Origin of the sequence: Gilvimarinus sp. DA14, assembly GCF_024204685.1 — a bacterium.
Taxonomy (GTDB): domain Bacteria; phylum Pseudomonadota; class Gammaproteobacteria; order Pseudomonadales; family Cellvibrionaceae; genus Gilvimarinus.
Map to the genome: position 1 here is coordinate 3100732 of NZ_CP100350.1, position 14758 is coordinate 3115489.

At 53.7% G+C, this 14758-nt stretch carries 8 protein-coding genes; all 8 read right to left on the reverse strand.

Annotated features, from left to right (window positions below; all coding sequences use genetic code 11):
- Window positions 1-3 precede the first annotated feature (3 nt).
- Complete coding sequence (locus tag NHM04_RS13485) at window positions 4-2127, reverse strand: hypothetical protein (RefSeq protein ID WP_254264295.1); 2124 nt, start codon at window positions 2125-2127, stop codon at window positions 4-6.
- A 295-nt stretch (window positions 2128-2422) separates the two neighbouring features.
- Window positions 2423-4933, reverse strand: a complete 2511-nt coding sequence (locus NHM04_RS13490) for a glycoside hydrolase N-terminal domain-containing protein (protein WP_254264296.1) — start codon at window positions 4931-4933, stop codon at window positions 2423-2425.
- Window positions 4934-4952: 19 nt separating this feature from the next.
- Window positions 4953-5753: a rhamnogalacturonan acetylesterase gene (locus NHM04_RS13495; RefSeq protein ID WP_254264297.1), complete on the reverse strand. Its 801-nt coding sequence runs from the start codon at window positions 5751-5753 to the stop codon at window positions 4953-4955.
- 71 nt (window positions 5754-5824) lie between these two features.
- Window positions 5825-6619, reverse strand: a complete 795-nt coding sequence (locus NHM04_RS13500; protein WP_254264298.1) for a gluconate 5-dehydrogenase — start codon at window positions 6617-6619, stop codon at window positions 5825-5827.
- A gap of 21 nt (window positions 6620-6640) precedes the next feature.
- Complete coding sequence (kduI, locus tag NHM04_RS13505) at window positions 6641-7480, reverse strand: 5-dehydro-4-deoxy-D-glucuronate isomerase (protein WP_254264299.1); 840 nt, start codon at window positions 7478-7480, stop codon at window positions 6641-6643.
- A 43-nt stretch (window positions 7481-7523) separates the two neighbouring features.
- A complete protein-coding gene (locus NHM04_RS13510) occupies window positions 7524-10028 on the reverse strand; it encodes a glycoside hydrolase family 88 protein (protein WP_254264300.1) in 2505 nt (834 codons plus the stop codon).
- Between the two features lie 258 nt (window positions 10029-10286).
- Window positions 10287-12989 (reverse strand): TonB-dependent receptor, encoded by a 2703-nt coding sequence (locus NHM04_RS13515; RefSeq protein ID WP_254264301.1) that lies wholly within the window; start codon window positions 12987-12989, stop codon window positions 10287-10289.
- Between the two features lie 304 nt (window positions 12990-13293).
- Window positions 13294-14703, reverse strand: a complete 1410-nt coding sequence (locus tag NHM04_RS13520) for a glycoside hydrolase family 28 protein (RefSeq protein WP_254264302.1) — start codon at window positions 14701-14703, stop codon at window positions 13294-13296.
- Window positions 14704-14758 lie beyond the last annotated feature (55 nt).

Consider the following 14758-nt stretch of genomic DNA (forward strand, 5'->3'; position numbering starts at 1 on the left):
GCGTTAGCGGCTGTACCGCATCTGCATAGCGGTCAGCACAAAGCGCCCGCCCGGGCTTACGGTGCCCGTGTGTTGCAGGCCAAACCCGCCCGATAAGGCGCCACCTACCTCGGCCTGCAGTTGAACCTCCGTCGCCAGCCCCGCACGCTTTTGTTGCTCTGTTTGCCCCTTGGCGCTACTTACCTGTGCGCTTAGCTGAGTCTTTGTGCGACGCAGAACAATCCGCGTGCCCGGATTAAACGCCGTGGCGGAGACGGATTTGCTGATAGCCTGGCCCACGCCGCGGCGATAGCGGTAGAGGGTGAAGTCGGTGGCGTTAGCGTACTTGTCGGTGCGCTCAATACGCAGGGCATAACCACTTTGGCTGGCTGCATCGTAATCGATATACACCTCTAGGTACTGGCCATTGGGACTGCCAAAGCCCTGGGCTGCCGTCTTCTCGGTGTCCAGATGAACACTCAGCTGCATATCAGTACTCGGCTGGGGCCGGTGGTACAGCAGGCGCGCGCCCTGAACCCTGGGTATCAGTCCCACGCTGTCGGCAGCGCCGTTAATCCCGCGGCCATAGTGCCAGGGAGTTTCACTGGAGGCGCGCCACTTCACGGTTTGATCTTTGGGGTAATGGGCGTCGCGCAGCCAGGCGTTGTTCTGTAGCCGAGGTTGTCGCGCCAGCGGAAAAAATTCTGGAGTTAGGGTGACGCGGTCGGTGTCGATTTCGATATCCTGCGGGTCGATAGCGCGGTCACTGACAACCCAGGTGGGCTCGCCCGTGGTGCTGCGATTGTGTTGCGGCTGAATACGGGCCGCCAGGTAGTGACCGGCATCGCCAGTTTGCAAGGTGTAATGCTGCAGTGGATCGCCGCGCTGGTTGATTGCCAGAGCTATGGGATTAGCATCGTCCGGATTTTGCATTCGGTACCATTGAATCCGCGAGCGATCGGGGCGTTGACCGTGACGGTAGTGCAGTGCCAGCGCATAATCCAACTTGGCTTTACCATTGGCAATCGCGATGGTTGGCCGTTGCGTGAGTTTGGGCGCGGGCAATTCACTGGGCACAATGGTCACTGCAATATTATTGCTGATGCTACCGTTGCCAGTTACCCGTACCGATTTGCTGATTGGTGTCTCGATATCTGCGGTATTGTTTATTTGTATTTGCTGCGGCGCTACCGGCGTTAGAGTAAGGTCGGGTGAATACCACTTTAATGTTTCGGCCGCGCTTGGTGGGTACACTTCGGCGTCCAGTTGCACTGTCGCGGATGCCGTTGCAGTCTGTGCTTTGAGCTGCACAATTAAGGGGACAGATTTATTTAACGGCACCGTGTTGTCGGTAGGGTTCCAGCCATCGCTTCCGGCCAGCAGTTGGCGGGCGGAATATAGCTTGGCCTGCGACTTGCTCAGCTGATAGCTGGCACTGGTGGGGTGAAGAGTGTAGTTCGCCTGGTTGAGGGTTACACCGTATGCATAATTTTGCACCCCGGACTTAGGCCGGGGCGTCCAGTGAATGGAATTGAGTGTGCCTTTGCTGTCGTGAAAGCGTACTTGGTTAAGAATAATGGCAGAAGCGCTTTTAGCGAGATACAGATCACCCGGCTCTTGCAGAGCCACCTCCCAGTCGGTATTGATAAACGCGGTGGTGGTCTTTCCGGCGCTGAACAGCGGCTTACTACTAAAGCTTTTAATACGACTGTTGGCAAATACATGTACATTGCCGCCGCCGATAAAATCATCCGTGCCTTGCACATACACGTTATTGAAATAAGCCCGTTTCACCTCGGCGAGTGCCAGGGTGTCGAGCATGCCGATAAAGTGCACATTAGCAAAGGTAAATTTATCCAATATTTTACCGCTGTTGTGCGCGCCTATGGCGTAGGCCTGAGTAATCGTGTCGCTGCGCTTTTTCTGGTTGAGGGTCGGGTTGCGTGGATACACCAAATCCACATTGCAGTAGTTGCCAATGGTAAGATTGCGCGCGCTAAAGCCGGTGCCGGTAACCAACAGTGACTCGGCGGGGGAAGAGCCCCCGGTGCTGGAGGCACCGATCATGTGGCCGCGATTATCCGCCAGAACAGTATCGCGAGGGTTATCCGTCAGGCCCGCGAGTGTGATCCAGTCTTTATCAATCACCAGCCCATGAGCTCGCTCTGTGCCCTTAAGTTGGTAGACGCTGGGCGCCAGGTAAATTACGGTGGGCTGACTTTGCGACCCAGATGGCGCGGCTTTTATCGCGGCGTGAAGACTGTTAAACCGGAAATGCCCATTACCCTCGAGTGTTTGATCGACATAAAGCGCTCTTGGCCCCAACGTTGGCAGAGCGGCGGACGTTTGCGATGGGGCTTTCGCAGAAGGAGCTTTGTTGACGCAACCGCCTAATAAACTCAGGCCAATCAATAAGATCCCTAACCGTTGTGCGTACGTGTTGTTACGGGTTTGCATGGAATTGGTATTGCGCTCCGACTTCAGTGTTAAAGGTATAGGTGTAACTGGGGCTGAGCTCCAATGCCGAGGTGTCGATACCTGCATGATCTACGGCGGGCTTTATGCGCGGTACCGACATTAGAGCGTTATCGGCCTGCACTTGGTCGTCAGCCGGGGTTAGAGTCGTCGTTCCGCTGAGTTTAACCGGGCTGCGCAAGGCGCTGTGCCCGCCCAGAGGCGATTGAATATTCACTTGCACGGGCTGATAGTTTTGCCACTTTAGATCGACGATAAATCCCCCCCGAGTAACCAAGCCTTTTACTTCCCCATTGGGCCAGGCTGAGGGCAGCGCGGGTAATAGATCGATAACGCCATCGTGGCTTTGCACCAGCATTTCGGCAATGCCTGCGGTTACGCCAAAGTTGCCATCAATTTGGAAAGGCGGGTGGGCGTCCAAAAGGTTAGGGTAGGTGCCGCCAGACTCGGAAAGACTATCAGAGGTGACCAGCGAAATTTGATCCTGCAGCAGTTTGTAGGCCCGGTCACCGTCGCGCAGGCGAGCCCATAAATTAATTTTCCAGCCCATCGACCAGCCGGTGGATTCATCGCCGCGTTGGTTCATTGACTGACGTGCGGCTAAAAACAGTTTGGGGGTGCGGTAGGCACTGATCTGATTACTGGGGTGCAGGCCATACAAGTGCGACACATGACGGTGTTTATCGCTCGGGCTGTCCCAGTCGTCCAGCCACTCCTGCAGCTGGCCGTGCTGGCCTATTTGCATGGGCGGTAATTGATCGCGCAGTTGCGCCAGCTCTTGTGCAAAGCTTTGGTCTTGTTCGAGTGCGTGGCTGGCTTCGATCACTAAGTTGAACAAATCAAAAATCAGTTGGTTGTCGATGGTAGTGCCGGCGGCAATAGAAAAACGTGCTTCTTCGGTGTCGCCTGGCTGGGTTTTAATGTAACTGTTTTCGGGCGAATTTGAAGGCAGTGCTACGAGCCAGCCGGTATCGGGGTCGCGTTGCAAAATACTGGCGTAAAACTGGGCAGCACCTTTGAGGACCGGGTAGTAGCGCGCAAGGAATTGCGTGTCGCCGGTAAAGTGATAGCGGTAGCCAATATGTTGTGCCAGCCAGGCACCGCCGCCGATCCATTGGCCCCAGAAGGGGCCGTCAACTTCGCCGGTGATGCGCCACAAATCGGTGTTGTGGTGCATCATCCAACCGTCGGCGTTGTAGATTTCTTTTGCCGAGCGCCGGCCGGTTTGCGACAAATCTTCCAGCATATCAAACAGCGGTTGATGCAGTTCTGATAAATTGGTTAACTCGGCCGGCCAGTAATTCATCTCGGTATTGATGTTGACCGTGTACTTGCTGTCCCACGGCGGCTTAGTGTGACGGTTCCAAATGCCTTGCAAATTAGCCGGCTGGGTGCCCGGCTGGGAGCTGCTGATGAGTAGGTAGCGGCCGTACTGAAAGTAGAGTTCGGCCATGGCGGGGTCTTGTAATTGCGCAAATTGGGCAATGCGCTTATCGGTTGGCAGGTGCGATGCTACCGCGTCCCCCAGGTCTAAGCTGACGCGATGAAACAGTTGCTGATATCGGGCGACATGCTCGGATTTCAACTCGGAAAAACTTTTTCCTAATGCGCAGCTTAAGTCCTCTTGCGCGCGTCGCCTGTCATCGCCGCTGACGTCATCGTAGTGATTAAAGTTGGTGCCAGTGCTTATATAAAGGGTTGCTTCACTTGCTCCGGTAATACTCAGCCCCTGGTCGTGGGTAATGATTTCACCGTCGGTAATCACCGGCTTTACCAAGGTGGTAAAACGTATTTTCCCCTCCACACCCTCGTGGTCTTGGCCTCGACCGGATATCACCAGCGTGGCATCTTTGATGCTGACTGTGTGAGGCTGCTCACTGCTAAACGACAGATCAAAGTTGAGTTTTTCAGGGCCCTTGGCGCTGTAATGGTGTACCAGCACGCGTTCGTCTAAAGCGGCAATACTCTCGCGAGTAAATTTCGTGTTTTGGCTGTGGTAACTCAGCGTATGGACGGCGTTATCGATATCCAGCTGGCGCTGATAGTCAGTAAATTGTTGCTGCCCAGGCCAGTCGATTTTGATGCTGCCGATGGTCTGATAGGGCATGCCATTATTTTTAGATTTAATCGCCTGGTTGGCCAGCGCCTGGGCCTGCTGATTTTGGTTGTTGAGCAGTAGCCGGTTTATCTCTTTAACTTGCTCGGCATAGTCGCCGCTGACATTATTATTGGGTCCGCCGGCCCAAATGGTGTCTTCGTTTATTTGGTACTCGTCTTGGCTTACGCCGCCGTAAATCATTGCTCCCAGGCGACCGTCGCCAATCGGCAGCGCCTGGTTCCAGTTTTCCGCCGCCCGATCGTAACGCAGGGTCAGTTCAGCTTGTGGCGATTGCGGTTGGGTTTCTGTGCTTGAGGGTGTACACGCACCGAGCGCAATACATGCCAGTGTGCCTAGACAGGCGATTATGGTTTTTTTCATTGCATTGCCTCCTTAGGCCTTAATGGGTTTGGGCTATGTCGACCAGGCCCCGATAAACCAGCTTGGCGACCTCTTCCGCGCCCTCGGGTTGGAAATGAGTGTTGTCGTCTTGACCGTCCGGGTAGGCGGGAAATTCTCCGGCCGGGAGGTTCATAAAATAGTTTGCACTGGTGTAGTCTTTACCTTTATCGGTAAAAAAGGCTTTGGAGCGCGCTAGAAGATCTATCCAGGGTGTGCCGGTTTCCAGGGCGATCTCTTTTACCGCGATGGTATATTCCCCGTGGTTATTTATCAGTTTTCCATCTTCCCAGGGGTAGTTGCGGGCGACTGGTGTCATCAAAATAGGGTAGGCGCCACGCTCGCGGGTTTGGGCAATAAACAGGCGCAGATATTCGCGGTAGCCCTCTGGGGTGACGTAGCGCTCGGTTTTTTCCACTGCCGCGTCGTTGTGACCGAATTGAATCAACACAAGGTCGCCTGGGTTCAAGTCGCGATAAACTCGACGCCAGCGGCCCTCTTCAAAAAACGTGCGAGTGCTTCGGCCACCGCGAGCGCGGTTGATAACCTGGACCTTTTCGGCATCGATTAACGGTGCTAATGCTTTTAGATTTTCACCGTTTACCAGCGGCTCAAGTTTTTGCGCCCAGCCGGTAACCGGGTGTCTATTTTCCCAATAGTCATCATTTAGTGTGTGATCCGCTGCGGTAGAGTCCGATGCGATGTAGATGTGGGTAATCTGACTTGTGTTCTCGGCCCAAGCGCTAAAAGTTACCGAGACCAATAAAAAAATGGCTGTGGTTTTTATTTTATTTAAGTTCATCTTAACTTGCCGATAGTTATGGTTTTTTACAGACGAAAAAAAACCCTGCTGGGCAGGGTTTTTTTTAAAAGCTAACTTTCGTTAGCTGGGCGGCCGATGGTGGCCAGTATGCCACCATCGACATAGACTATCTGCCCCGTGACAAAGTCCGATGCCCTGGACGATAAAAACACCGTGGCGCCCTGCAGGTCCTCCGGGTCGCCCCAGCGCCCGGCCGGGGTGCGGCTGATAATAAACTCATTCATGGGGTTGCCTTCCACGCGGATGGGCGCGGTTTGGCTGGTGGCAAAATAGCCGGGGCCAATGCCGTTCACCTGAACATTGTGTTTCGCCCATTCGGTGGCCATATTGCGGGTCAGCATTTTAAGGCCACCCTTCGCGGCGGCGTAGGCGCCGACCGAGCTGCGGCCCAGCTCGCTCATCATTGAACAGATGTTAATGACCTTACCGCCGCCGCGTTTGATCATGCTGGCGACTACGGGTTTGGTCATCACAAACACGCCGGTAAGGTCGGTTTTAATCACGTTCTCCCACTCGGCCAGCTCCATTTCCAACATGGGGGTGCGACGGATAATGCCGGCGTTGTTCACCAGGATATCAATGGGGCCGACTTCGCTTTCGATTTTGGCGACTGCGTCGGCGACCTGGTTCTCGTCGGTCACGTTAAACAGATAGCCGTGAGCGGTAATGCCGGCGTCGCGGTACTCTTTGAGTGCGGCGTCCACTTTCTCCTGCGAAGAGTGGCCGTTAATTACCACGGTGGCGCCGGCTTTGCCGAGGCCCATGGCCATAGCCATGCCCAGGCCGTGAGTGGCGCCGGTAACCAGCGCTACTTTGCCTGCAAGGTTAAATAATTCGGTAGACATATTGGATCCTTAAACGTCGTATTACTTCAGAGTATGAGGCTTGTGAAAGTCCATGTCGGTGTAGTCGAGGTTTTCACCGGCCATACCCCAAATAAAGGTGTAGTTGGCGGTGCCCACGCCCGAGTGCATGGACCAGGGTGGCGAGACAATAGCCTGCTCGTTACCCACCCAGATATGACGAGTCTCCTCGGCGGGGCCCATAAAGTGACACACGGCCTGCTCTTCGGGAATGTTGAAGTAGAAGTAGGCTTCCATACGGCGGCTGTGGGTGTGTACCGGCATGGTGTTCCAGATGCTACCGGGCTGCAATTCGGTCATGCCCATCTGCAGTTGGCAGGTGTCGACGACCCCGTTGATCAACAGCTGGTTAATGCGGCGCTCGTTACACGTTTCGCTAGAGCCCAGCTCCAGTACCTTGGCATCAGACATGCCGACTTTTTTGTGCGGATAGGCGTGGTGCGCCGGCGCCGAGTTCATATAGAACTTGGCGGGTTGGTCCGGGTTGTCGCTGGAAAAAATCACTTCTTTAGCGCCGCGGCCGATGTACAGTGCCTCTTTGGTGTTTAGCTCAAAGCGCTCACCATCGACCGTGATCGCACCCTTGCCGCCCACGTTAATGGCACCCAGCTCGCGGCGCTCGAGAAAGTGATCGGCTTTTTGCTGATAGACGGGCTCAAGTGGCACGGTGGCATTTACCGGCATGACTCCACCCACCATAATTCTTTCATAGTGGGTGTAGGTAAACAGCACTTCGTCGGCGGCAAAAATTTTCTCAATCAGAAAATGCTTGCGCAGCTTGTCGGTGTCATAGTGCTTGTAGTCGTCTTTATGAACAGCAAAACGCTCTTCAATGATTTTCATGGTATCTCCTAATCACGGTTTGCGAGCCTTCGGGGTTTTCCCTCTATTGGCTCAGCATGCGGTGCATTTCAATGCCGGCGAGAATAAACGGCCCGGTCCCTTTCGGATCATTCTCGTACACCGGCTCGCTCATATAGTAATCATAACTGCCGTCGCGGCCGAATCCGAGGCCCGCTACATAACAAATATTGGTAAGGCTGATGGTGTCATCGGCGTTTACGGTAATAAACTCGCGGATTAAGCCGTCGTAAGCTTTTCGTGCGGTATCTTTATATTCATCACCGATATAGCCATTGCGAATCGCTTTGGCGTAAAAATAGGTGAACATGGAGCTGGCGCTGGATTCACGATAGTTACCGGTGGCTTCGGGCATGTTCATAATTTGCCACCAGGTACCGGTTTGCGGATCTTGATACTTTTTCAGATCGGCCGCCATTTCGGTGATCATGTTCAGCAGCACTTGGCGAGACTCGGTGTCTTCGGCGGGAATATAATCAAGCACATCTACTACCGCCATGGCCAGCCAGCCCATACCTCGACCCCAGAAGTAACCAGACAGTCCGGTTTCTTTATCGGCCCAATCCTGTTGTTTTTCTTCATCCCAGGCGTGGTAGTACAGGCCGGTTTCGGCGTCGCGTAGGTATTTGTGGGTCAGCTCGAATTCTTTAACCACCTCGTGGATGCTGGCGCCGTCTTCAAACAGCTGCGAGTAATGAGCGAGAAAGGGCATGCCCATATAAACGCCGTCCAACCACACTTGGCTGGTGTACTTTTGCTTGTGCCAGAAAGCGCCTTCGCTGGTTTTCGGATGCGACTCTAACTGCTCGCGCAAAGTGGTGGCGGCAATTTTGTATTTTTCTTTGCCGGTATCTTCAAACAGACGTAGCAAGTTACGGCCAGGGGCGATCGAGTCAATGTTGTAATTGGATAATTTGTAACGCCCAATTTCGCCTTTGTCGTTGATAAAACTGCCGGTCACTTTGGGCATAACTTGCGCATACTTTTCGGCAGGCGCTTCTTTATTGAGTTCGTCGTAGGCCATTGGCAGTAGGCCGACTATGTCATATTCAAACTTAGGATCACGCTCGCGGTTAACGTCCCAGCCGTCGTAGTGATAACTGAGCGCTTTGCGTTCTAGCTCTGAGTCGGCTAGCCGCTTACTCCACTCCAGTGCTTGTTCGCCCGTTACTGGGTAAGATTTTTCGGCTTCACTGTGGGCGGTAGTGACCTGTTCACGCAGCGGTAACGTCAGCTTCTCCGCCTCGCGCTCCAGGTAATCAACAAACTCGGCTTTGGTTGCAACTCCATCGATTTCACCTTCCCAGGCAGCCAGAAAATAGTAGTCCATATCTTCGGCGGCAGATTTCATCACCGAGACATAATTGTGTTCGTCTTCGGTTTGCGCTTCGCGTTCTGATTTGCGGAACAGCAATGCCATGCCTAAGTGATCGTCATTCAGGGTTTGTTTGCCCCAGCTGGCGACATAGGTGTAGGCCTTGCCGGTAATATTGACGTCACCCTCAATCAGTTCGGTGCCCGGGTGCTTAACCAGACCAATGGCAAAATTATTCAGCGGCTGAGTCAACTCTAAGCGGGTGTGTACCAGTCGGCTACCGCCGTGCATAGACAGCTTGGCGTTTAAGTCGGTTTCGGTGTCGGCCACCTTCCAGTTTTTATAATCAATGCTGAAAGATGAATAAAAGTTGCCGTTGTCGAGAATCTTGGCGTCCCAACCCGTAACGTCGTTGACGCGAACGACTTGTTCGCCGTCCCAATAACCATAGCCGCCGGCCCCCAGCGAGCTGCCTACTTTAAGGATGTCCATACCCCAATCGGCGGGCTCATGGTAAGAGTCAAAACCGTCTTGTCCGACGTTTTGCAGCACCATGTCGTGGGTTTTCTTGCCAAAAATATCAAAACCGTTGCGGCGGTCTAAGTAAATTCGATAACCCACTAAGTCCGACTCAATGCCCGGACCTTCATAGCGAATAAAATACGAGTGATCGTCGTGCTGCTCGGGCGGGGTCAGGGCGTTAACGTTTTCGAACTCACCGCCCACATAAATTTGCTTGCCGGGCTTCTCCGGGTCCTCTCGCCATTCGCCGCCGGTTTTCCGCGAGATTTCGGCCTGGGCACGCTGGGTGTTGGCCTCTTTAGCGGCGCCTTCTTGCACCTGCAGGGTAATACTGGCGCTGGCCTCGATATCGATTAGGGTAAACAGGCTGTCGTCGTTGCCATCGCCATCGCGATCAATCGCCTGGCTGGGAATGGCCTCGCCATCGACTACAAAGCCCAGGGTGGCGGCGCTGCTACCGCTGACGCCCAGCTCGTTGTAGCTAATGAAATAGGGCTCATCGCTGCGGGCAAATTCGGAAGGGTTGCTAAGTACGATACTGGCGATGCTCTGTGCCTGTTTCGCAACACTCGCTTTGCTGCTTTCAGCTTTGGCAGCAGGGGCTGGCGCAGTATTGGTTTCGGATTCCTGACAGGCGGTTAACGCCAGCGAACTCAGCGCAACAAGCGCAGCAAGAGATGCATGTTTGGGCATAGTGGTTACCTGTTTTTATTAATGCAGTTTAAAGTGTAAGGTCGCTTCACCTTTGTACGCAGGCAAGAGTGCCCGCGGGTAAGAAACAGCTTTTCCGGCAGTGACGGTCAGAGTTTCAATCGGCTTATAGTGCGATTGAAGCGGCGGACGTTTTTGGCTGCAAGAAAACTTTGGTTAAGGAGCACGCTCCGTAAGCAAAGGCTTCCTGATAACAAATGGGCACCGCGTTGCGGTGCCCATTGTTGCTCTAAGAAATACTTAGAACTTGTACTGAGCACCTAAATAGTACTGGGTGCCAGTGTGGTGGTAAACGCTAACACGATCAGAGCTATCCACCACCTGGTGGTTAAACTCGTCGGTCAGGTTGATACCTTCCAGAGTCAGCTTCAGGCTTTCGGTCACATTGTAGTTCAGTGACAGATCAACGTTGGCTGTGCTGGCGGTGTACTCCAAGTCATTACCATTACGGCCTGGGTAGCGGGTCAGGTAATCGTCACGGAAGGTGTAGGAAATACGAGCACCGAAGGTGTCGTTTTCAAAGTACAGGGTACCGTTATAAGACTTGGGTGACATGCCGGTCAGCTGGTTGTAATCTGGCTCTTCACCGTCAGCGGCGTAGTTCACTTCAGAATCTACTTTGGTGTAGTTCAGAATCACACCAATGTTTTCAGTGAATGGCTGCTGATACTGGATTTCGAAGCCATCCAGATCGCCGCCACCGCCGTTCACACGACGGTTAACATCGAAGCTTTCGCTCGGGTTGGCCGGAGTTCCATTCAGCAGGTCGTCTGGCAGACCCAGGTCAGCCCATGGCACGCCCTCGTCGGTACGGCTGGTGATGAACGACTCGATGTCTTTTTGGAAGTAGGCCACAGACAGCAGCGCATCGTCCATAAAGTACCATTCCCACGACAGGTCAATGGCATCGGCGCGGAAAGGATCGAGGAAGGGGTTGCCGTAGCTCACAGTGTTGTTAAAGCCATCGACGCTACCGCCCGGAGTTACATCGCTCAGTGATGGACGAGTCATAACTTTGGCCCATGAGGCACGCACGAACATGTTGTCGGTCACTTCCAGCACAGTGTTGATGGCTGGTAGAGTATCATCGTAGGTGCGATCAACCGTTACCAGTACTGGCTCGTCGCCGGCATCCTGGAAGCCAGAAGATGATTGCTCGGTTTCTACGTAGCGCACGCCCGCGTTACCACGGAAGCCCATGCCGGCGAGTTCAGTGTTCCAGTCCAGCTGTACAAAGTAGCCAGTGTCATCTTCGCTCACGCTGCGGTTGTCTTGCAGACGATCGTTGGAAACCGGCAGACTGTCCAGACCTACGGCGTCTGAGGCTGCACCTACATCTGGGCTGATCCAGCTCAGGGTTGTACCGCTCGGTGCGCCCAGGCCGTTGCCCATGCTGGTGATGTAGTAGAGGCCATCGATAGCAATAGGGCCGCCAATACCGTCAATGCCGCTCAGGCTGGTATCGTAGCGTTTTTCGCCGACATCAAACTCATAGCTTTTGTAGCTAACACCGGCTTTTAAAGTCAGCGCGTTGTTGATGTCCCATTCACCGTCAAACTTGAAGTTGTCAAAGCTGTTATCGGTGTAGTTAGGACGCTGACGAATATTGGTGTAAACAAAGTTGTCCGGGTTCTGCACATCGAAGTTGCCAAAAGATACTTCGGGCAGCTCATTGTTACTGGTGAAATCCCAGGTGTATTGCGCGGGAGTCGCACCTTCGATTCCGGCAGAGGCTTTGTCATCGAAAATGACGGTGGTTTGAATCGGATTGTCAAAGGTTGACTCCGAGGTGCCCACCAAGGCGTGAATGCGGAAGCTGTCGGTGAAGTCGTGAGTCAGCTCGGCGGTCCATTGAGAAAAGTCAGTTTCCAGCTCGTCGTGACGGTTTTCAATGCGGATGTTGGCGTTGTCCAGAGAACCCGCCACCATGGTGCCGCTGTCGTTTACCTGGTAGCTCAGCAGGTTGGTGGTGTCTGCTTCAGAACGAATCAGCGCTTCCAGGAATTCCTCGTCGCGACTGGCATCGAAGGTTGATTGCAAGTAATCAACAACAATTTCGGTGCGATCGGTGGGGCGCCACTGAAGGGTACCGGTAAAACCAATACGCTCCTGCTCGTGAGTCAGCTTGCCATAGCGAGGAATACGCGGGTGAAAGTAATCACTGACTTCGCTGGTGTCGCCGTTAGCACAAGTACCGCAGGATACCCAGTCGCTAGACTGCTGCCAGCGCACGGTGCTGAAGCCTTCTTCCAGAGCGTTGCGGTCGCTGTAAGAAATAGACGCTAACCAGCCGAAGGTTTCCGCGTCATTCTTGCCGCTGATTACTGCGGACAAGCGCGGATCGGATTCTTCAGACAGGTCGTTATAGCCCAGTTGAGCATTAATAGCGGCGTTAAAGTTGTCGTCGGCATCCAGAGGGCGAGCGGTTTTCAGCTGGATGGTCGCACCCAGGGAACCTTCATCGACATCGGCTGAGGCCGTTTTCAATACCGCCAGCTCGGTAAACAGCTCGGAGGCGAAGGTGTTGAAGTCAAATGAGCGAGAGCGGTTGGCACCACCTGATGAGTCAGTACCGCCGGTGGTGGACATGGCCTCCATTCCGTTGATCTGTACCCGGGTAAATTGCGCGCCAAGGCCGCGCACACTTACCTGACGACCTTCACCGGCATCACGGGTAATGGCAACACCCGGAATACGCTGCAAAGATTCGGCAAGGTTTTGATCTGGAAAGTCGGCGATGTCTTCGGCGTAAATGGCGTCAACAGAGCCTGCCGCATCGCGCTTGGTGTTAAGTGAGCTTGCAATACTGCCGCGGAAGCCTGTTACTACGACCTCCTCAAGCATTCCCATTTCTTGTTCACTGCTGTCCTGGGCATAGGACGAAGTTGCAACACTCGCAAAAGCGATGGCTGCAACCAGTGGTTTTACGCTAGGAGTTTTCATTATTGTATCCCCATTCCGATGGTTGGTTGTGAGCTAAAAAATTATTGCATTGACCAATTATTATGAATTAGCAAATCGATAATGGCATAAATTGGTAAACCACACAACCACTCCTGCATTACCAATTTCAATTTTTATTGCCACTTTACAAATGTATTATCGTACAAAATGCGCGCAATTATGGTTTTGGTTTCAGCAATGAAAGCCAATGTCGCTGATGGATTAAGCGGGTAGCGTTCGGACGGTCATGGGAGTGGCAAATGCGGTCCTAAATTGGTCGGACCGCATTTGGTCTGGCTGACTATCAGCTGCGAAAGGGTTTGCCGTTAATGCTGACTTGGTGGGTTACCAGGCCTTCTACATTCTCGATAATCCCGGGCTCGTCTGCTTGTTTAAACTCGCAGTTGTAAAAGCGCAGGTCGGTGATGGGCGCGCGATCGAAGCCGCGCACTTTAAAGACCTGCTGAGCTTCGTCGCATATCAGGTTGCGCACTTCTACATGGCGCACGGTGGGGTCGAATTTGCCTGCGTCGCCTTCCTCATAATGGAAGTTGATGACAATGGCGTCTTTTACGGTGCCTATGGTGCAGTTGCGCATGTAAAGGTGTTCGAGCAGGCCACCGCGTACGGAGTTGGTTTTAATGCGAAAACCGCGCTCCAAGTCGGGGCTGCTCATGGTGTTGTTTTCGGCAAAGACATAGCGCACGCCGCCGGAAATTTCGCTGCCAATAACCACGCCGCCGTGTCCGGCGCGCATCTGGCAGTTGCGGATAACCACATTTTCGGTGGGGGTGTTTACCCGGCGCCCGTCGTTGTTGCGGCCAGATTTAATCGCAATGCAGTCGTCCCCTGTGTCGAAATAGCAGTTCTCAATGACGACATTTTTACAGCTCTCCGGGTCGCAGCCGTCCGAGTTGGGGCCCAGGCTTTCCAGGGTCACGCCCTGCACGGTGACGTTTTCACTCAGCACTGGGTTAAGTAGCCAGAAGGGGGCGTTAATGATCTTTATGCCTTCAATTAATACGTTTTGGCAGCGATAGGGTTGGACGAAGGGCGGGCGGAAGTAGTAGCCCTCGCTGTAGTGGCGGTCCTCGGGGGGCACACCTGCTTCGGCTTCGGCGAACAATTTGTCGCGCCCTTCTTTCTGGCTGGGATAGCCTTCAACGCCCCATTCTTTATTGCCTTTCCATGGCCACCAGGTGGTGGGGTTGGCACGCCCGTCCAGCACGCCGCGGCCAGTTACCGCAATGTTTTCTTGTCCGTAGGCGTAGATAAGAGGCGAGTACCCCATAAATTCCACCCCTTCCCAGCGGGTGAATACTTCCGGTAAGAACCGTTTCGGGTCTGTATAGAAGGCGATAACCGCGTCTTTTTCCAGGTGCAGGTTGACGTTGGATTTGAGATGGATTGGGCCGGTTAAAAAGGTGCCGGCCGGCACCAAGACCCGGCCGCCTCCGGCGGCGTTACAGGCCTCGATAGCTTGGGCGAAGGCCTGGGTGCAATCGGTTTTGTCATCGCCTTTAGCGCCGTAATCGGTAATGGCAAAGTTGCGGTCGGCAAAGGTGGGAATGGTAGTTTTCTCCACTATCTGATCGGCCAGGTGCCAGGGGGCGGTTTGTGTGGTGCTCGGCTTGTCTGGGCCGCCGGTAGCGCAACCTGCCAGTGGAAGTGCCGCTAAACCCTTTAGGGTATTTCGTCGTGAAATCTGGGGCATAAAAGGCCTCTTATGATGATTGTTATTGATGATGAGGCTAGATTAACGTAAAAAA